At 72.8% G+C, this 19,537-nt stretch carries 16 protein-coding genes; 5 read left to right on the top strand and 11 right to left on the bottom strand.

Annotation, left to right across the window (positions count from 1 at the left end):
* Positions 1 to 212 precede the first annotated feature (212 nt).
* Positions 213 to 1,784, top strand: coding sequence for a glycoside hydrolase family 43 protein (locus AWQ70_RS35305; protein WP_084518159.1), 1,572 nt, complete (start codon positions 213 to 215; stop codon positions 1,782 to 1,784).
* Positions 1,785 to 1,805: 21 nt separating this feature from the next.
* Here AWQ70_RS35305 and AWQ70_RS35300 read toward each other — a convergent pair whose 3' ends face one another.
* Complete coding sequence (locus AWQ70_RS35300; protein ID WP_067186231.1) at positions 1,806 to 2,609, bottom strand: SDR family NAD(P)-dependent oxidoreductase; 804 nt, start codon at positions 2,607 to 2,609, stop codon at positions 1,806 to 1,808.
* Between the two features lie 218 nt (positions 2,610 to 2,827).
* Here AWQ70_RS35300 and AWQ70_RS35295 point away from each other — a divergent pair, with 218 nt between their 5' ends.
* Entirely contained in the window at positions 2,828 to 4,024 is a 1,197-nt protein-coding gene (locus tag AWQ70_RS35295) for an NAD(P)/FAD-dependent oxidoreductase (RefSeq protein ID WP_067186229.1), read from the top strand.
* On the opposite strand, the gene AWQ70_RS35290 is transcribed toward AWQ70_RS35295, so the two are convergent.
* From AWQ70_RS35290 to AWQ70_RS35270, 5 genes are read right to left on the bottom strand one after another with little or no spacing between them, the layout of a single operon-like run.
* Entirely contained in the window at positions 3,987 to 4,931 is a 945-nt protein-coding gene (locus AWQ70_RS35290; protein ID WP_067186227.1) for a hypothetical protein, read from the bottom strand. The two genes, AWQ70_RS35295 and AWQ70_RS35290, sit on opposite strands and share 38 nt — an antisense overlap.
* 6 nt (positions 4,932 to 4,937) lie before the next feature.
* On the bottom strand, positions 4,938 to 5,915 hold the full coding sequence (locus tag AWQ70_RS35285) for an SCO2521 family protein (protein WP_067186225.1): 978 nt from the start codon (positions 5,913 to 5,915) through the stop codon (positions 4,938 to 4,940).
* A 27-nt stretch (positions 5,916 to 5,942) separates the two neighbouring features.
* Complete coding sequence (locus AWQ70_RS35280) at positions 5,943 to 6,905, bottom strand: SCO2522 family protein (RefSeq protein WP_084518157.1); 963 nt, start codon at positions 6,903 to 6,905, stop codon at positions 5,943 to 5,945.
* Positions 6,902 to 7,816, bottom strand: a complete 915-nt coding sequence (locus tag AWQ70_RS35275) for an SCO2523 family variant P-loop protein (protein ID WP_067186223.1) — start codon at positions 7,814 to 7,816, stop codon at positions 6,902 to 6,904. The genes AWQ70_RS35280 and AWQ70_RS35275 overlap by 4 nt, the downstream gene beginning before the upstream one ends.
* A 2-nt stretch (positions 7,817 to 7,818) precedes the next feature.
* On the bottom strand, positions 7,819 to 9,651 hold the full coding sequence (locus AWQ70_RS35270; protein WP_067186221.1) for an SCO2524 family protein: 1,833 nt from the start codon (positions 9,649 to 9,651) through the stop codon (positions 7,819 to 7,821).
* Positions 9,652 to 9,988: 337 nt separating this feature from the next.
* On the opposite strand from AWQ70_RS35270, the gene AWQ70_RS35265 reads away from it, so the two are divergent.
* Together AWQ70_RS35265 and AWQ70_RS35260 are read left to right on the top strand one after the other, a co-directional pair.
* Positions 9,989 to 10,978, top strand: a complete 990-nt coding sequence (locus AWQ70_RS35265; RefSeq protein WP_169808792.1) for a 2-hydroxyacid dehydrogenase — start codon at positions 9,989 to 9,991, stop codon at positions 10,976 to 10,978.
* Positions 10,979 to 11,108: 130 nt separating this feature from the next.
* Positions 11,109 to 12,707, top strand: a complete 1,599-nt coding sequence (locus tag AWQ70_RS35260; RefSeq protein WP_067186258.1) for a thiamine pyrophosphate-binding protein — start codon at positions 11,109 to 11,111, stop codon at positions 12,705 to 12,707.
* A gap of 1 nt (position 12,708) precedes the next feature.
* Here AWQ70_RS35260 and AWQ70_RS35255 read toward each other — a convergent pair whose 3' ends face one another.
* The 5 genes from AWQ70_RS35255 to AWQ70_RS35235 all read right to left on the bottom strand — a co-directional run bounded on the left by AWQ70_RS35255 (position 12,709) and on the right by AWQ70_RS35235 (position 18,584).
* On the bottom strand, positions 12,709 to 14,070 hold the full coding sequence (locus AWQ70_RS35255) for a sensor histidine kinase (protein WP_245647305.1): 1,362 nt from the start codon (positions 14,068 to 14,070) through the stop codon (positions 12,709 to 12,711).
* Between the two features lie 150 nt (positions 14,071 to 14,220).
* Complete coding sequence (gene menC, locus AWQ70_RS35250; RefSeq protein ID WP_084518155.1) at positions 14,221 to 15,324, bottom strand: o-succinylbenzoate synthase; 1,104 nt, start codon at positions 15,322 to 15,324, stop codon at positions 14,221 to 14,223.
* Between the two features lie 70 nt (positions 15,325 to 15,394).
* Positions 15,395 to 16,372 carry a GNAT family N-acetyltransferase gene (locus tag AWQ70_RS35245; RefSeq protein ID WP_245647304.1) on the bottom strand — a complete coding sequence of 326 codons (978 nt, stop codon included), beginning with the start codon at positions 16,370 to 16,372 and terminating at the stop codon, positions 15,395 to 15,397.
* Entirely contained in the window at positions 16,369 to 17,544 is a 1,176-nt protein-coding gene (locus tag AWQ70_RS35240; protein ID WP_218004770.1) for a M20/M25/M40 family metallo-hydrolase, read from the bottom strand. Before AWQ70_RS35240 ends, AWQ70_RS35245 begins: the two co-directional genes overlap by 4 nt.
* On the bottom strand, positions 17,541 to 18,584 hold the full coding sequence (locus AWQ70_RS35235) for a dipeptidase (RefSeq protein WP_067186217.1): 1,044 nt from the start codon (positions 18,582 to 18,584) through the stop codon (positions 17,541 to 17,543). Before AWQ70_RS35235 ends, AWQ70_RS35240 begins: the two co-directional genes overlap by 4 nt.
* 108 nt (positions 18,585 to 18,692) lie before the next feature.
* Between AWQ70_RS35235 and AWQ70_RS35230 the strand changes: the two genes are divergently transcribed.
* Positions 18,693 to 19,508 carry a Nif3-like dinuclear metal center hexameric protein gene (locus AWQ70_RS35230; protein ID WP_067186215.1) on the top strand — a complete coding sequence of 272 codons (816 nt, stop codon included), beginning with the start codon at positions 18,693 to 18,695 and terminating at the stop codon, positions 19,506 to 19,508.
* The last annotated feature ends 29 nt before the right edge of the window (positions 19,509 to 19,537 follow it).

Here is a 19,537-nt window from a genome sequence, read left to right as displayed (position 1 = left end):
CCCCTGATCTCCCCGGCGTCACCCGCCGGTCCGACCGTCCCGCGCCCGGTGCGCCGCCCGCCTTCGCCTGGTACGCGGAGCCGGGGGTGCGGAGCCGCTATGCGGAGCCGCTGTATGGAGCCAGCTGTATGGAGCCAGCTGTGTGAGGCAGCTGTGTGAGGCAGCTGTGCAGCGCCGGGCACGCACGCCCGCCCGAGAGGAGAACCGCCCGCATGACCCAGTGGACGAACGCGGCGACGGGGGACGCGGAGGCCCCCGCGGCCTTCCCCCTGACATCCGGACATTTCCGTAATCCGGTGCTTCCCGGCTGCCACCCGGACCCCTCGATCTGCCGGGTCGGCGAGGACTACTACCTCGTCACCTCGACCTTCGCCTGGTTCCCCGGCGTACCGGTCTTCCACAGCCGCGACCTGGTCCACTGGCGGCAGCTCGGACACGTCCTCGACCGGCCGTCGCAGCTCGACCTGGACGGCGTCGCCTCCTCGGACGGCGTCTACGCCCCGACGATCCGGCACCACGACGGTGTCTTCTACCTGATCACCACGCTCGTGGGCGGCGGAGGCAACTTCGTCGTCACCGCCACCGACCCGGCCGGGCCGTGGAGCGACCCCCACTGGCTGCCGGAGACCCGGGGCATCGACCCGTCCCTGTTCTTCGACGACGACGGCACCGCCTGGGTGCTCGGCACCCGCGAGAAGTCCGAGGGCCGCTACCCCGGCGAGACCGAGGTCTGGCTCCGGCGGCTCGACGGGCTGACCCCGGCGGGTGACGAGCACGTCATCTGGGAGGCGGTGCAACGCCGCGCCGTCTGGTCCGAAGGGCCGCACCTCTACCGGATCGGCGACTGGTACTACCTGCTCACCGCCGAAGGGGGCACCGCCCGCGACCACGCCGTCATGATCGCCCGGTCCCGGCACGTGACCGGCCCGTACGAGCCCGACCCGCGCAACCCGGTCCTCACCCACCGCGCCAAGGGCCGCGACCACCCGATCGCCTGCACCGGCCACGCCGACCTGGTCGACACCCCGGCGGGGGAGTGGTGGATGGTCCTGCTCGCCACCCGCCCCTACGGAGGCGACTTCCCCAACCTGGGCAGGGAGACCTTCCTCACCCCCGTCACGTGGGAGGACGGCTGGCCGGTCGTCGGCGAGGTGACCCCCGTCCGGCGCGCTCCCGCCCTCGCCCCGCACCGGTGGCCCGCCGCGCCCGCCTGCGACCACTTCGACGGCGTACGGCTGTCGCCCGTCTGGAACCACCTGCGCACGCCGCGCGAGCCGTACTGGAGCCTGTCCGGCGGACGCCTCCTGCTGCGCGCCCGGCCGGAGACGCTGGCGGGGCGGGAGAACCCGAGCCTGGTCGCCCGGCGCCAGCAGCACCGGGACTTCGCCGCGCACGCCGCGCTCGACTTCACCCCGGAGGGCGACGAGTGCGCGGGCCTCGCGCTGGTGCAGAACGAGGACTTCCACATCCTCCTGGTGCTCGCCGCGCGCGGCCTCGAACTGCGCGTGCGCGAGGCCGGAGCCGAGCGCCTCCTGGCCCGCGCCGACGTCCCCCCGGGACGCGTCCACCTCGGCGTGGAGGCGAGCGGCCAGGACTATCGCGCGCGGTACGCCGTCCGGCCGGGAGAGTGGCGCGACCTCGGCGGCCCCGTCGACGGCCGGATCCTGTCCTCCACCGTCGCGGGCGGCTTCACCGGCGCCTACATCGGCATGTACGCCAGCTCGAACGGACATCCGAGCGGGAACTCCGCCGCGTTCGACTGGTTCGAGTACCTCGGCCTCTGACGGCTCCCGCGGCTCGTCCGGCTACCGTCCGCCCTGCCACCGCGCCCGCCGTACGGCGAGGCCGGCGACCCGGGTCGCGAGGGCGGGCGACAGCCGTACCAGCCGCCAGACGAGCCGGGCCGAGCCGGGTGCCACGATGAGCGCCTGGTCGCGGGCGACGCCGCGCAGGATGTCGCGGGCCATCGACTCCACCGGGTAGAGGCGCCCCTGCGCCCGCACCGCCGCCCGCCGGGCCTGCTCGCCGACGTCCGTCGGCGGCAACCCGGGATTGGCGCGGTCGAGCAGCGGCGTGTCCACGAAGCCGGGGCAGACCACGCTCACCCGGACCCCCTTGGCCGCCGCCTCCGCGCGCAGCGCCAGCGACAGGCCGACGACGGCGTGCTTGGTCGCGGTGTAGGGGGCCATCATCGGCGCGGGCGTCAGCCCGGCGAGGGACGCGGTGTTCACGATGTGCCCGAAGCCCTGCCGGACCATGATCGGGTACGCCGCGTGGACCCCGTGGACGACCCCGCGCAGGTTGACGTCGATCGCGGCGTTCCAGTGGTCGAGCGTCAGCTCGTCCGCGTACCCGCCGATGGCGATGCCCGCGTTGTTGAACACGTAGTCGAGCCGCCCGTGCTCGTCCCGGACGGCGGTCAGCAGGTCGCGCACCGCGTCCGCGTCGGTCACGTCGAGGACGGCGTGGGCGCAGCCGAGCTCGCCCGCCGCCTCCTCGGCGCCGCGGATGTCGGCGACCGTGACCCGCACGCCCCGCGCGACCAGTTCGCGGGCGACGGCCCGGCCGATCCCGGAGGCTCCGCCCGTGACGACGGCGGTCCTGCTCATGCGCGCCCCTCTCCCGGTGCTCCCGCGGGCCCTTCTTCGGTTGTACGAGCCGCCCGGCATCGGTGCAAACAGGGCACTCCAGCAATCTTGTGCGTTCGCCCTACTCTCAAGATTCTTTCGCGATAAAGTTCCCGTGGGCCACGCGTGTGTGACCTTCTGGAACGACCTGACCTCACCTACTGTGGAAGCCGGGAAACGGCGAAGCATGGGGAGCTTGCGTGCGTGAGACCTGTGATGTCGCGATCGTCGGCGGCGGAGTCATCGGATGCGCGATCGCGCACAGGATCAGGTCGCAGGGCCGGAGCGTCGTCCTCGTCGAGGCGGCGTCCCAGCTCGGCCTCGGGGCCTCCGACGCCGCGATGGGCGGCATCCTCACCCAGACCGAGAGCTCGTGCCTCGGCCGGCTGAGCCCCGTCATCAAGCACAGCCGCGACCTCTACCCCGGTTGGCTGGCCGAGCTGGCCGAGGTCTCCGGCGTCGAGGTCCCGGTGCTGGACGGCGGCGACATCCAGGTGGCCCTCGACGACGAGGAGATGACCCGCCTGGAGACGGAGATCCTGCCCCGGTGGGAGGCGTCGCCGTTCGCGGTCGAGCAGCTCACCGCCGCCGAGGCCCGGTCGCTCGAACCCCTCCTCAGCGAGGCCGTGGTCGGAGGCTTCCTGCTGCCGGACGAGCTGGCCCTCGACCCGCGCGAGCTGATGGAGGCGCTGCGCCGGACGATGGAGCGGGCGGGCGTCGCGGTACGGCTGGACGCCCGCGCCCTGGGCGTGGCCTCCGGCCCCGAGGGCGCGCGCGTCGAGCTGCGCGGCGGAGACGAGATCCACGCGGGCACGGTCGTCGTCGCCGCGGGGCACCTCAGCGGGCTGCTGCTGCCCGCCCTCGACGCCGTCATGCTGCCGATCAAGGGGGAGGCGTACAACGTGCGCCGCCCCGGCTTCACGACCTATCCGCTGCGCCACCACGTCTTCGCCGAGATCACCTCCGACGGCCGCACCGGCTACCCGTACCTGGTGCCCCGGCACGACGGGCGGCTGGCCGTCGGCGTGACGTACGAGGAGGGCGTCGGGGACCCCACCCCGACCGCCGCCGGGCGGGACGAGATCTCCAGGTGGGCGGCCACCCTCATGCCCGCGGTGGCGGACTGGCCGGTCGAGCGCCACTGGGCCGGGCTCCGCCCGGCGAGCACCGACCACATCCCGATCATCGGGTACGTCGACGACCACCGCAGGCTGGTGGCGGCGACCGGGCACGCCGGCCTCGGCATCACCCTCGCCCCGGCCACCGCCGAGCTGGTCGCGGCCGTGCTGGACGGCCACGCCGACGAGGAGACCGCGCGGAGGCTGGAGATCTGCCGCCCCGACCGCACGTTCGCCCCGGTCAGGACGGCTCCGACGCCAGCTCCCACAGCTCCTTGAACCGCTCGATCCGCTGCCGTACCCGGGGCGGTTCCAGCACCAGCAGGGTGTGCACGAACGTGTGCGTGGTGATCTGCCCCACCTGCGGCGCGGACGGCGTGATCTCGTAGCTCACGTCGTCGTCGAAGATGATGAAGTCGAGCAGCCCCAGCGGGCTGGACAGGTCCTCGGGGGTGAGGATGCGCACCTCGATCCCGATCTCGGTGTGCATCTTGCAGATCCGGCCGAACATCTCCGACTCCACCCGCTCGGCGCGGTCCACGAAGAAGATCCGACGAATCCGCACCCCGGACCTGAGCCGGTCGCGCTGGGCCTCCAGATAGCGCTGGCCCGCGTCCGTCGTCCAGAACCCGCCGTCGAACTCGCTCGGCCCCTGGTCCACCACGTTGAGACTGAGGGCGTCGAGGGTGCGCTGGGTGTTCCGGGTCAGGCCGAGCAGCCAGTCGCGGTCCTCGCCCTCGTAGATGACGTTGCCCTCGCTCAGCTCCCGGAGCAGCGTTGAGATCCGCGCGATCTCCGACTGGGCGAACGCCTGCACCAGCGCCGGCATCTCCTTGTCCACCCGGGTGGCGTTGCTCACCAACTGCGTGATCACGTCGGTCTGCACCGCCGACGCCTCCACCCGGTTGAACAGCTCGGTCGCCTTGGTGATCCGCGACAGCCCGGTGATCATCTCGTGGCGGGTCGCCTCGAGCTGCTTGTCGACCTCGATGAGGTACTGCGTCAGGAAGACGACGGCGCTGATGAACACGGTCAGCAGCAGCGCCCACGCGGTGTGCTCGCCGTTGAAGGCGGACCCGTTGTCGTTGGTCAGGAAGTACGTCGGCACCCCGACCGCCGCGGTGATGAGGATCTTCCGGAGGGTGCGGGGGATGATCTCGGCGGAGAGCCTCGTCCTACCTGGCATGGGCACCTACCACCCGCCCGCCTCCCTCAGCAGAGCCAATGTGTTGACCGCGATCTGGTCGCGTACGCGCGCGACCAGCGACAGCCACTGGCGGCTGAAGCCCGGACGTCGCTCCAGGCGCTCCCAGAACGGTGTGAACTCGTCGTCGAGCCGGGCCGCCGGCATCCACAGGTGCAGCAGGTGGTCCACCGCGGGAGCCAGCCTCGCGGTGACCTCCGCCCGCGTCGCCGTGCCCACCCCGGCCCGTTCGAAGATCACCTGCAGGGTGGTCAGCAGCCAGTCGTGCAGGGCGAGGTCCTCGCAGAAGTCGACGACGCCGGGGGTGAGGCCGCCCGGCAGCACCAGGCGCAGCGTCCGCACCCGGTCGCGGCCGAGGACGAACCGGATGCCCGGCCCCTCCTGCCCCGGTTCGTGTCCCGGTTCGTGTCCCGGTTCGTGTCCCGGCTCCCGCTCCGCGCTCACCGCGACCCAGCGCAGCCGGGTCCGCGCGCTCTTGAACGGCGCCTTCCTGTCCAGGAGCGGGGACCCCTGGACGGCGTCCATGAAGCGCTCGCTCACGCTGCCGAGGTCCAGGCAGTCGTTCCACGCCCCGCTCTCGGCGAAGCCCTCCACGAGATCGGGGACGCGCACCTTGCCGAACACCTCGACCACGCCCGGCCGGGCGAGGTAGTGCGACCAGGACAGCCGGTGGTCGGACCCGGCCCGCACCACCCGGATGTGCGAGGACCCCTGCAGCACCCGCCCGCCGGTCACCGACGCCCGTGACAGCACCGTCCCGACTCCCCGGACCCTGGCCCGCGAGGCCGACGCCAGCCGGCAGTCCACCCCGGTGAGCTGGTCGGGCGACACCGCGTACATGATGGGGCGGCGCGAGACCCGCACCCGCTCTCCGGAGAGCAGCCCGAGGACGGCCTGGCACAGCGACTCGGGGATCTCCCCCGAGTTCTGCAGGAGCCCGGTCCGGACTTCCCCCATCAGCAGCATGTGCGCTCCGTTCGCGGATCCGGCGGTTCACGCCCCCAGGAAGACATAGGAGATGCGGTCGACGAGCTCGTCCGGCAGAGGGACACCCTCGCCGGCGCTGCGGCCGGCCACCTGCCGCAGGACCTCCGCGTCCACGAAGACCTGGCTGAGGATCGTCCGCACCGCCAGCTCGACCGGCAGGAAGCGCGACGACAGCACCGACATGGTGCTGTACGCGCTGAACGGGGCGGCGGCCGGGTTGAGCTGGACGATCGCCGGGAGCTCCTCCCAGTCGGAGGGGAACGGCGGCCCGCCCGGCACCGGCCGCACCGGCAGCTCGCCGTCGTTGCGGATCAGGCCCAGCCGGAGCAACTGCCAGACCGCGGCGAGGAACGGGCACGACCAGGTGCGCCCCCGGCTGTCGGAGTCCCACAGCTCGACGTCCACGAAGATCGAGTGCCGTCGCTTGGCGTTCTGCGCCGGCGGCTCCCACGCCCGGGCCGACTCCATCGCCTGTACGGCGCCGCCGTACGGGGACCTGGCGCCGTTGCACAGCCAGCCGGTCTCGGTGACCGGCGGGCGCGACCCGTTGGTGCCGGCGGGCGGGTCGGTGACCAGGCGGTCCTCCACCAGGCGGGCCAGCTTCACGCCGTCGGTCTCGGCGCAGGCGGACTCCCGGGCGAGGTAGTCGATGGTCAGGTCGCACTCGGCGGCCGCCTCCAGCACGGCCGGCACCAGCTCGGCGGGTGTGCTGAACCTGCTGAAGTAGTCGTCGATCAGGAAACAGGTGCTCACCCTGGCCCGGCCGCCGGGCACCCGCGCCTGCCAGCTCCTGCGCATCGTCTCGGCCCACGGGGCCACCTGCCGGAACTGCTCCCTGAGCCGGTCCGGCCCGGCCTGGAAGTCCTCCATGTAGAGGTGTCCCAGCTCGATGGACACGTGCGACAGCGGGGCGGAGGCGACCCTGCGCTCCGCCTCGACCTCGCCGAACACCGCCTGCGCCGGCGTCACAGGGCCTCCCACGCGCTGTCGTCGACGATCTTCTTCGCCAGGTCGTCGAAGGCCGCGACGGTCTCGGCGTTCGCGATCTGGCTGGACAGGACGTCCTCGTCGGAGATGAGCTGCTCGCGCCACTGGAGCACCGGGTCGAGCGGGATCTTGCCGAGCATCGCCGTGCGCCCGACGCCGTACTTGCGGGCCAGCTCGCGCAGCTCGCGGTCGCACTCGTGCAGCCACGCCTTCTGCGTCTCGCGCAGCCCCTCCAGCTCGGCCGCGTCGGGCTCGAGCACGGCTGTGCGGACGAACCGGATGTGGTCGGCGAGGTTCTCCTCGTCGTGGCCGTGCTCCACCCCCGCCGCGAGCAGGCCCTGCCTGCCCCGGACGAGACCGTGCGCCGCGATGATGTGCTGGCGGGTCCAGCGGTGGAAGACGAGCCAGCGGAACGGCACGCCCGGGAGCCGCGCGGTGGCGGCGAGCGCCATCTGCGCGGCGAACGAGCGGCCGGCGCTGAGGTCCACCAGGCACAGGTCGAACTCCTCCTCCAGGCGGGAGAAGAGCCGGACGCAGCGCCGCAGCATCTCCTCGCTCACCGTGGAGAACTCGCCGCCGCCCTCGTCGCCGGGGAAGAGCACCATCTGGCCCGCGCCGGGCGGCTTGCCGCGCAGTCCCTCGCGGTCGGACTCGACCCAGACGTCGATGCGGTGCGGATCGGCGAGCCGGCCCTCGAAGTAGCGGTGCATCCCGCCCTGGGCGGTGCCCCGTGCCACCGAGCTGACGCTGAAGATGGCGCCGGCCGTCGGAGAGCCGAAGTCGAAGTCGAGGTAGCACACGTCGCTGCCCTGCAGCGCCCGGCGGTACACGATGTTGCTGCTCGTCACCGAGCGGCCGGTGCCGCCCTTGTCCGATATCGCGAACACGAGCATCGCTACATCGCCTCCGAGGCGTTCTCCCGGGCGGTCGCCTGGCGTTCCAGCTCCAGCAGGGCCTCGGTGATGAGCGCGATCGCGCTCCCGGGGCGCTCGCCGATGATGGAGCGGGCGCGCTGCAGCCCGGCCTGGACGCCGCTGACACTGGAGCGCAGGTGCTGCCCCGGGCGGGTGGGCCGCAGCACCTGCTCCCGGTTGAGCAGGTGCTCGGCCTCGCTCAGCATCTCGCTGGCGAGCTCGAAGAGCTGGGTGCTGCGCAGCGGGGGCTCGCCCGACGCCTGGGCCAGCGAGACGAGGAACTCCACGACCCGCTCGGTGAAGTACCAGGAGGGCTGCTCGTGCCGGGTCGCGATGTCGGGGAAGGCGTTCGCGGGCTGGTCCCAGAGGCCCTTGTGGAGGCCGCCGCCGAACTGGCGCGCCAGGATGTGCTGCCAGATCTGGTCGGCCAGGTTGTGCAGCCGCTCTCTCGTGCGGGAGCTCTGCGCGACGTTGGCCACCCAGATCGTCCGTTTGAGCAGCGTGATGGCGAAGTCGGAGACGACCCAGATCAGCGGGGGGCCGAGCTCCTCGGTCCCGGCGAGGTTCACCCGTACGCCGGGCTCGTGCAGCGCGACCGGGGGGTCGCCCGGGATCGCCCGGCGGGTGATGCGCGCCCGCATCGCCAGCTCCTCCAGGATGCCCGCGACCCGGTTGAGGTCCACGTCGCCCGCCCTGCTGCGGGCGAGGTACTGCACGACCATGGCGGTGACGCCGAGGCTGTAGTAGTCGGACTCCTTGCCGTCGGTGGTCCGCCACGGGATGTCCTCCAGCGGCCAGCGGCCCTTGCCGTACGTCGCGACGGTGCGCCAGTACGCCTGCGTGAGGTCCCAGCGGAGCTGGAGCGCGGCGGCGAGCCGCTGCTGGTCGTCGTTGAGCAGGCCGAGGACTCTGGTCCGCTCGGACCACAGGTCGACGAGGCCGACCAGGGCGTTCACGGTGAAGTAGAGGTAGGGCGTGTCGGCGGCGATGCCCTTGGGCTGCTGCCCCACCTGCAGGTTCGTCTCGACGGCCGGGGCGTCCTTGACGACGCCCCACGACCAGCCGCACTCGAAGAGCAGGTTCGGGTTGTCGAGGTCGACCACGCCGGACCCGATCGTCAGGTCGCGCAGCCCGGCGCGGACCTCCTCGAGCCGCTTCTGGAAGTCGTCCAGGACGCGCCGCCTGGGGGCGCCCGTCTGGTTGGCGGTGCGCAGCAGCGCCTCGCCCTCCGGGGAGGAGGGCTCGAAGGCGTTGACCGAGAAACTGCGCAGCATCCCCACCATGGCGGCGGAGAGCCGGTCGCCGGCCATGGTCTCCAGCTCGCGTATCTGCCTGCGGATGCCCTCGCGCCGCACGCTCTGGCGGAACACCTTGAGGAAGCCGAGCATGCTCAGCATGAGCGTGATCGACATGGAGTAGGAGTCGACGATGTCGATCCCGCGCTGGTCCGCGGTGACCTCGTCTCCCTCCGCCGAGGGCCGGAAGTAGCTGCCGCCGGAGAAGTCCGGGCGGCCGTCGTCGTGCGTGTAGGTGTTCAGGTAGTGCGAGAAGAGGCGCAGGAACAGCCGGGGGATCTCGACGCTGTCGCCCAGGTTCTCCAGCGCCTCGAGCACGTCGTCCGCGGTCTCGTCGGGAGTGTCGAGCCGGAACCCGGGGAGCTCGGCCGCGGGGTACATCAGGCACAGGAGCTGCTCGGCGTCCGAGATCGAGTTGGAGCTGTCGCGACCGCCCCAGGCCCACGCCTTCTCCCGATAGGAGGTGCGCGCGATGGCCTCCCAGAGCTCCAGGAGCTGCTGGCGCGGCTGAAGTTTCATCGATGCCCCCTCGCCACGACGATCCGGCCGGATGCGTCGTCGGCGCGGATTCGCTGCCATTGTTGCCGCTGAATGGCGTTTCAACAATAAGTCAAGGTGAGATTCCGCCACGCCCGGCGGGACCTCGCCCCCGGCCGGACCTACACTTGGGGAGGTCGACACCGTTGTGGTATTCCGGGTTTCCCGACGCTGCGCGATCCGTTCCGGCGGTTCTGTACAAGGAAGGACGGCCGCGCCGAAAATCCGAAATGCCCGCCTTTTTACGCCGAAAGACCTGATGATGCCTCAAATGCGGACAAGTAATCTCATATCCGCGGTGGATGTCGCACATCGCGCGGTGACGCGCACAGGGGTGGAGATCGGGTCGGCGAAGATCGTCGTGAGCGGCGCGGGCATCGACGAGCGGCTCCTCGGCCCGCTGTACGGCCTGGGGTGCGAGGTGGTGCCGATCGGCCGGAGGGAGCCGCCCACGGCCCAGGCGCTGCGACACGAGCTGGCGGGCGCCGTCGCCTACCTGCACGGGGGCGAGGAGCTCGTCACCGAGGAGGCGCTCGAGCTCGCGGACGGCCTCAGGGTGATCGCGTTCCTGGGCCTCGGCTACGAGACCTTCATCGACGCGGCGGCGGTCAGGCGGCGCGGGATCGTGGTGACCAACACGCCGGAGCGCACGCCCGACGCCGTGGCCGAGTTCACCGTCGGCCAGATCATCAACGCGAGCAGGCGCATCCCCCGGCATCTCGGCACCGTCTATCCGCACTGGTCGGGGGCGGACGAGCTGCCGGACGAGCTGGTCAGCAAGAAGATCGGCATCGTCGGCCTCGGGCAGATCGGCACCCGCATCGCGGGCATCCTGCGGCTCGGGTTCGGCTGCCGGGTCTCCTACTACAACCGGACCCGCAGGGAGGACCTGGAGATGACGCTCGGGGTGCGCTTCCGGCAGCTCCCCGAGCTGGCCGAGTGGAGCGACGTCCTCGTCGTCATGGTGGGCGGCAACGCCGAGACCGCCGCGCTGATCGACCGCCGCGTCCTGGGGAGGGTCCGTCCGGGCACCATCCTGGTCAACACCGCGCGGGCCTCCGTCGTCGATCCCGGGGCGCTGCGCGACGCGCTCGCCCGCGGCGGGCTCGGCATGGCGGTCTTCGACGGCTATTACCAGGATTCGACGGTCGCCAAGGACCTGCTGAACGATTTCGGCGACCGCATGTACGTCACCGGGCACATCGCGTCGCACACGAAACAGTCGATGGAGCGGATGGTCCGCCAGGCCGTGGATTCCGTCGTCAACCTGCTGAACGGCCGGTCCGACCCCAACGTCGTCATTCGTTGAGAAATTCAGCCCATCTAATACCTCTATATCCGGATGGCCCGGAATTGAGATCCTCTGTCACGGTGTGACAACCCGAAGATACGATGCGCAGGTACCAGCCCTTGGCGTCGAATTCCGGGTGGGGGTGGAGATGGAAGCCACGGGGGCGGAGGTGCTCGTCGCCGCGTTGCGCGCGCACGGTGTGGACACGGTCTTCGGGATCCCGGGCACGCACAACCTGGCCGTCTACGAGCAGCTCGCCCGGTGCGGCGTCGCCTGCGTGACCCCCCGGCACGAGCAGGGCGCCGGGTACGCCGCCGACGGGTACGCCCGCGTCACCGGACGCCCCGGCGTCGCGCTCACCACCACCGGCCCCGGCGTGGTCAACGCGGCGGCGGCGCTCGCCCAGGCGTACTCCGACTCCTCGCCCGTCCTGCTGCTGTCGCCCGGAGTGCCGAGCGACCATCCCCGGCTGGGACGCGGCTACCTGCACGAGAGCAAGGACCAGACGGGCGCCCTGGACGCGCTCTGCGCCTGGAGTCACCGGGTCACCTCCATACGGGAAATCCCGGCCGCCGTCGGCCGCGCGTTCATCTCGTTCGCCGAGGGCCGGCCCCGCCCCGTCCACGTCGAGGTGCCCGCCGACCTGCTCGACCGCCGGGGGAGCGCCGACCTCGCCACGCCGTACCGGCCGATGCCGCGGGTGCCCGACCCCGCCGCGCTCGACCGGGCCGCCGGGCTCCTGCGCGGGGCGCGGCGGCCCGGGATCGTCCTCGGCGGAGGCGCGCAGCGGCCCGGCGACGACGATCCGGTCACCGGGCGGCTCGCCATGCTGCTGGCCGAGCGCACCGGGGCGCGCGTGGTCACCACGGTGAACGGCAAGGGCTGCGTCCCGGAGAGCCACCCCCTCTGCCTCGGCGCCACCCTCCACCTGTCCGGCGTACGCCGCTGGCTCGCCTCGTGCGACGTCGTGCTCGCCGTCGGCACCGAGCTGGGTCCGGCGGATTTGTGGGAGGACCGCTTCGCCCTGACCGGCACGCTGATCCGGGTGGACGTCGACCCGGCGCAGATGTACGGCGACCACGTCGCGGGCGTTCCGGTGCTGGCCGACGCCGCGCTGGCCCTGGACGGCCTGGCCGACCGGGTGCCGGAGCCGGAGGAGGGCGCGCCCGCGCCGGACGGGCGGGTGGAGCGCGAGCGCGACGCGGAGCTGCGCGAGGTCGCCCGGCGGTGGGCCCCGCAGCTCGCCGCGCTGCGCGAGGTCCTGCCGGCCGACACGGTCGTGGTCGGCGACAACTCGATGATGAGCTACCACGGAGCGATCGTCGGCATGCCGGTGGACCCGCCCGGCCGGTTCCTCTTCCCGGCCGGGTACGGCACGCTCGGGTTCGCGCTGCCCGCCGCGATCGGCGCCAAGGTCGGCAGGCCGGACCGGCCGGTCGTGGTGCTGGCCGGGGACGGCGCGCTGCAGTTCAGCGTCCAGGAGCTGGCGACCGCCGTCGAGCTGCGGCTCAGCCTGCCGATCGTGGTCGCGGTGAACGGCGGCTTCGGGGAGATCAGGGACGGGATGCGCAAGCGCGGCATGCCGCCCGTCGGGGTCGATCTGCACGCGCCCGACCTCATGACCCTCGCCGCGGCGTACGGCGCGCACGGGCGGGTGGCCGACGGCCCGGAGGAGCTGGGCGACGCGGTCGCCGAGGCGCTCAAGACGCCGCTGCCGACGGTCGTCTCCTTCCAGGAGCCCGGCTGACTCAGGCGGCGCCCGGCGGCTCGACGGGGCAGGGGATGCGCAGCACGAACCGCGCGCCCTTGGGCGAGTCCTCCAGCGTCAGCGTGCCGCAGTGGCTCTCGGCGATCTGCCGGGCGATGGGCAGGCCGAGCCCGGTGCCCCCGGCGTCCCTGCTGCGGGCCGCGTCGAGCCGGGCGAAGCGCTGGAAGACCACCTCGCGCTTCTCGGGCGGGACGCCCCCGCCGTCGTCCACGACTTCGAGCACCGCGGTGTCCCCCCGGCGTTCGACGAGGACCGTCACCTCGCTCTCGGCGTGCCGTTCGGCGTTGTCGAGGAGGTTGGTGAGCAGCCGGGCCAGGCGGAGCCGGTCTCCTTTCACCACGACGCCGGGGGAGAGCCGCCGGGTCACCGTGATCTTGCGCGGCCTCCGGTCGAGCTCGACCGCGACCATCTCCGCCAGGTCGACCGGGTCGCTGCGTCCGGGGGCGCCGGCGTCGAGCCTGGCGATCTGCAGCAGGTCGGTGACCAGGTGCTGGAGGCGTTCCAGGCTGTCCAGGAGCGCCTTGCCCGTCTCCTGCCAGTCGGTGTCGTCCGGGTGGAGCAGGGCCTCCTCGACCTCGGCGCGCATCGCGGTCAGCGGGCTGCGCAGGTCGTGGGAGGCGTCCGAGGCGAAGCGGCGCTGCCGGTCCACCGCGGACTCGGCCCGGTCCAGCGTCTGGTTCGCGGTCACGGCGAGCCGCTCGAGCTCGTCCTGGAAGGGCGGCACCGGCACCCGCTGGCTGAGGTCGCTCGCGGTGATCCGCGCGAGCTTGTCGGTGATCGCGTCCACCGGGGCGAGTGTCTTGCTGACCACGCGGTAGGCGCCGAGCGCCGTCAGCAGGACGAGCAGGAACGAGCCCCCGACGAGCGCGCCCAGCAGGGGCCCGCTGACGTACCAGGGCACCTGGGGGCTGGCGGCGTAGAGCCACCAGATGCCGTTGGCCAGGTCGATCGGGAAGGCCAGCACGATCTTGCACTGCCCGGGGAACGACGGCATGTCGCACAGGTGCCTGATGACGTAGTTGTCGATGTCGGGCGTGCCGAACGCGCCGAGCGGCGGCCCGGCCCGCACGTCCGGGGTCGCGGCGACCAGCGTGCCGACGGGGTTGTAGAGCTGGATGGAGGCGTCACCGGGATCGGCGATGGTGGCGGGGACGCCCTTGCGGCGCAACTGCTGCACGACCCGTACGGAGTCGGCCACGAGCTGCTCCTCGCGGTAGTCGGTCGCGCTGCCGTGGACGGTCAGCAGGATGAACACGGACGCGATGACGCAGAGCAGCGCCATGACGGCGCTCGTCACCGCCGTCAGGCGCGTCCTGACCGACCACTTGTGCCAAACGCTCACCCGATCCCCCTGTGACCAGATGATCACAGTAGGTCAGGGTGGGCGGGACATAGGGAGATTTGCCGTCAAAAGTGAGCAAACGTCCCTTCCGGGTCCCTTTCTCCTGCCTGCACGTCAGGCAGGGGGCCCGCAGGCCGGTCGGCGTCCGGGTCAGGCCGGGATCCACTCCACCGCGGTGGTGACCTCGTCCAGGACGTCCGGCAGCGGCTCCACCCCGATGCCCGGCCCCGCCGGTACGTCGAGATGGCCGTCGCGCAGCTCGAACGGAGCGGTCAGGTCGGTGGCGAAGTACCGCCGGGACGCCGACGTGTCGCCCGGCAGCGTGAACCCCGGCAGCGCGGCGAGCGCGACGTTGGCGCCCCGGCCGATGCCGGTCTCCAGCATCCCGCCGCACCACACCGCGACACCGTGCGCGCGGCACACGTCGTGGACGCGGCGCGCCTCCAGATAGCCTCCCACCCGGCCGGGCTTGATGTTCACCACCGAGCAGGCCCCGAGCGAGATCGCCGCCGCCGCGTGCTCGGCCGACTCGATCGACTCGTCCAGGCAGATCGGCGTCGAGATCCGCCGGGCCAGCTCCGCGTGCCGCACCAGGTCATCGTGGGCCAGCGGCTGCTCGATCAGCAGCAGCCCGAACGCGTCAAGCCGCGCCAGATGCGGCGCGTCCGCCGGCGTGTACGCGGCGTTGGCGTCCACCTGTAGCGGGATGTCGCCGAACCGCTCCCGGACCGCCCGCACCGGCTCGACGTCCCACCCCGGCTCGATCTTCAGCTTGATCCGGACGTACCCCTCGTCGAGATGGCGGCCGACCGTGTCGAGCAGTTCGGGGACCGAGTCCGCGATGCCCACCGAGACGCCGCAGGGCACCCGCTCGCGCGACGCGCCGAGGAACCCGGAAAGCGGCTGCTCGGCGGCGCGCAGCCAGGCGTCGAGCACGGCGGCCTCCAGCGCCGCCTTGGCCATCCTGTGCCCCTTGAACCGTTCGAGCGTCCGGCCCACGGCGTACGCGTCGACCTGGGGCAACGCGGTCAGCGCCGGGATCAGGAAGCGGCGCATCACGTCGGCCGCGCCGTCGGCGTACTCGGAGGAATACGCCGGCTCGGCCGGTGCCACGCACTCGCCCCAGCCCTCGCCGTCCGGCGTCACCACCCGCACCAGCAGCACGTCACGCGTGCGCTCCACCCCGAACGACGTGCGGAACGGCGCGACCAGCGGCATCGCGACCCGGCGCAGCTCCACCCCAGTGATCTTCACAAGCCCCTCCGGCCCGTTCCCGTCGCGTTGTCCCCACCCGGGTGCCCTCGCATGTCTCCCGCCCCGCGCCTCACCCGGTCCGCGCCACGTAGTGGCCGCGGGCGAACCCGATCACCCGCGCGCCGCCCTCCATGAGCCCGCCCAGGACCTCGCGTACGGCGTGCCGCCAGGCCGCCGCCGCGCCGGGATCGGAGCGGCGGAGCGACTCGACGTCCTCGGGGACGGCGACGAGGACCACCTCGCCGTCGCCCGGAACACCGTCCACGACGTGGACCGCCGGGCGCCCGCCCTCGTGCGAGATTCCCCGGACCGCGCCCGGGGGAACCTCCGGCAGGTAAGGCTCCCGCCGGCACGCCCGCACGACGTGCGGCGCGTCCAGCCGCCACACCGCGAGCACGCGGTCGGACTCGTCGCCGGTGTTGACCGCGTCGGCCATCGGCCCGTAGAAGTCGCGCAGGTACTCCTCCGGCAGCGCGCCGAGCTTGGCCAGGTTGAAGTGGGCGTTGCGCCGTACGAGCGGGTCGAAGGTCCAGGTGATCCGGGTCAGGCCCCGCCGCAGCGCCCAGGCGCGCTGGTGCAGTTTGAGCGCGAAGCCCGCGCCGCGCCGTACCGCGCCGGTGACGTGCGAGTGCAGCGCCTCGCCGGCGGGCGAGGCGAAGAACCCGGCGGAGGCGCCCACGAGCGTGTCGCCGTCGAACGCGCCCGCCACGTAGTTGCCCGCGTGGGACAGGGCCCGCATCAGCTCCACCGTGATGGGCGGGTTGGCGGGCTCCGGGTGCCAGATCTCGTCGAACACCCGGATCACGCGCTCGAAGTCCGCGATCTCGCGCAGCTCGCGTACGCGGACGCGGCAGAGCGCCGCCGCCTCCTCGGCGGCGGCCCACGCCTCGTCGTCGCCCTCCCCGTCCGCGCCTGTGTCCGCGTCCGCGCCTGTGCCCGCGTCCGCTCCTGTGTCCGCGTCCGCGCCTGTGCCCGCGTCCGCTCGTGTGTCCGCGTCCGCGCCTGTGCCCGCGTCCGCTCGTGTGTCCGCGTCCGCGTCCCGGCTCACGGCGTGGCTCCGGGGACGGGTTCCGGGACGGTCACCGCTCCCGCGGCGGGTCGCGGCCGCGGGTCCGTGTCCGCGAGCACGGAGCCGACCAGCGCGGCGACGAGCCGGGCCCGGACCGGCATCTCGGCCACGATCACGTGCTCGTGCGCGGCGTGCGCCCCGCCGCCGACCGCGCCCAGGCCGTCCAGGGTGGGGCAGCCCACGCCCGCCGTGAAGTTGCCGTCGGAGGCGCCCCCGACGGCCACCCCCTCCAGCGGCCCGATCCCGAGATCGTCCGCGAGCCGTACGGCGCGGGCGAACAGGGCGGCCGACGACGCGGGGTCGAGGGGCGGCCGGTTGGGCCCGCCGTGGAGCTCCAGCCGGGTGCCGGAGAGCCGGGGCGTGAGCGCCCGCATGAGCTCGTCCACCTTCAGTTGCGAGGCGAGGTCGGGCACCCGGACGTCGATGGCCACTCTGCCCGCCGCCGGGACGGTGTTCGTGCTGGTCCCCGACGAGAGCAGGGTGGGCGTCACCGACACCATGCCCGCCTCCGACGAGGAGTTCACCCGCTGCGCGATCTCCGTGATCGCCAGGATCTGGTGGGCCAGCTCCACCCCGGCGTTGGCGCCGCGCTCGGGTTCGAGCCCGGCGTGGGCGGCCCTCCCCTGCACGAGCAGCTCGTACCGGGAGACCCCCTTGCGGGCCGTCTTGAGGGCGCCGCCGTCCGCACTCGCCTCCAGCACGAACGTCGCCGCGAGGCCCGCGGCGACCGATTCGATGAGCGGACGGGAGGTCGGCGACCCCAGCTCCTCGTCGCCCACGACCAGCACGCACACCCCGTCGAGCGAGGGGAGCGAGGCCAGGGCGTGGAAGAGCTGCACCAGCCCCGCCTTCATGTCGAACGCCCCCGGCCCGCGGGCCACCCCGTCGACCACCGACCACGGGTGCGCCCGCAGCGAGCCGATCGGCCACACGGTGTCGTGGTGGCCCAGGAGCAGCACCCGGGGCGTGCCGAACGTCCACTTCAGATGGGTGACGCCGTCGATCACGATCGTCTCGGGCTCCGCGCCCAGGAGGCGGGCCCCCTGCGCCGCCACGGCCCCGGCGCTGCGCTCCACGGCCGCCAGGTCGGAGGAGTACGACTCGCACAGGACGAGCTCCTCCAGGTCGGCCAGCATCGCCTCCGGGTTCATCGGCCGCGCCCGAGCTCGGAGCGGAACAGCCGCATCACGTTGCCGCCGAGGATCTTGACGATCTCGTCCTCGGAGAAGCCGCGCTTGAGCAGCCCCTCGGTCACCAGCGGCATGCCGCGCGGGCCGTCCAGGCCCGGGATGGCGGCGCCGGTGTCGAGCCCGCTGAAGCCGGCCTCCTCGCAGCACCACGGCGGGGTGAGGTCGGCGTACACCTCGCGGACGAAGTCCGGGCCGAGCCCCACGTGGTCGATCCCGGCGACGCCCGCGATGTGCTCGATGTGGTCCACCAGGTGGTCCACGGTGGCCGAGCGCGCGTCCTCCAGCAGGAAGGCGGCCAGGAAGTTGACGCAGATCACGCCGCCGGTCGCCGCGACGCCGCGCAGCTGCGCGTCGGTGAGGTTGCGGTGGTGGTCGCGCAGCGCCCGCGCCGAGGAGTGCGTGGCCATGACCGGGCGGGTCGCGATCTCCAGGACGTGCTCCACCCCGGACGCCCCGAGATGCGACACGTCGAAGATCATGCCGAGCCGTTCCATCTCACCGACGGCCTCGACGCCCGCGTCGGTCAGCCGGGACCCGGTGGCGTCCTCGCCGCTGCCGTCGGCCAGCGGCGTGCGCCTCCAGTGGGCGATCGAGGCGACCCGTACGCCGAGCCGGTGCATCGTGGGGATGAGCTCGACGCTCGCGTCGATGCCGGGCATGCTCTCCATCGCCAGGACCAGGGCGATCCGGCCGAGCGCGAGCGCCTCGTCGATCTGGTCGCCGTCCAGGCAGAGCCGTACGGACTCGGGGTTGCCCTCGGCGATCACGTGCGCACACTCGATCATGCGCAGGGTCTGGCGGAGGGCGCCCTCGGGCCGGAATTCGTCGTCGATGAACACCGGGAGGACCTGCACGTCCACGCCGCCCTCGACGAGTTGCGGCAGCCACTGCCGGCGGAAGAACGAGGCCCACTGGCGCGGCGGCCGGGCCGAGACGGCCATGAGCAGGTCGTTGTGGGTGTCGGCGACGACGGCGTCCCTGTGCAGGTCCCGAAAGGGCATCCTGGAGTCCCTTCTAGAGGTTGTCTGTCGGACGTTACACTCACCGCCCCCGCTCCACCGGTGCCGGAGCGATCTCCGGACGCCCCCCGCCGGCGGTAGTCTGCGCGTGTGCTTGCCGACGTCGTCACCGAGATCGAGACGCTGTACGACCCCGCCTGGGCGGAGTCCTGGGACGCCGTCGGGCTGGTGTGCGGCGACCCCGGGCGGACCGTGCGGAAGATCCTCTTCGCCGTCGACCCCGTCGCGGCCGTCGTGGACGAGGCGCTCGAATACGGCGCCGACCTCCTCGTCACCCACCACCCCCTCTATCTGCGCGGCACCACCAGCGTCGCGGCGACCACGTTCAAGGGCCGGGTGGTCCACCGGCTGATCAGGAACGACGTCGCGCTCTACACCGCGCACACCAACGCCGACGTCGCCGACCCCGGGGTCTCCGACGCGCTGGCCAGGGCCGTCGGCCTGACCGGGGAGCTGCGCCCGCTGCTGCCCGCCGCCGACGACCCCCGCCGCGGCCTCGGCCGGGTCGGGACTCTGCCGTCCCCGGTCCCGCTGCGCGAGTTCGCCGAGCGCGCCGCCTCCGGCCTGCCCCGTACGGCGGGTCCGCTGCGGGTGGCGGGCGACCCCGGGCGCGAGGTCGCCACGGTCGCGGTCAGCGGGGGAGCGGGAGACTCCCTCCTCGGCGCCGCCCGCGCCTCGGGCGCCGACGTGTTCCTCACCGCCGACCTGCGTCACCACCCGGCGAGCGAGTTCGTGGAGGCCGGGGAAGGCCCCGCGCTGATCGACGCCTCCCACTGGGCGACGGAGTGGCCCTGGCTGGCCGACGCCGCCGAGCGTCTGACGTCCGCCCTGGCGGCGAAGGGCATTAATGTTGAGGCGCGCGTCTCCCGCATCGTCACCGACGCGTGGACGTCGACGACACCGTAATCGCCCCCGCGAGCACCTTGAGGATCTGC

The organism is Microtetraspora niveoalba (genome assembly GCF_001570405.1).
Classification (GTDB): domain Bacteria; phylum Actinomycetota; class Actinomycetes; order Streptosporangiales; family Streptosporangiaceae; genus Microtetraspora; species Microtetraspora niveoalba.
Note: the sequence above shows the minus strand (reverse complement) of the source record. Positions and strands in the feature narration are given on the sequence as shown.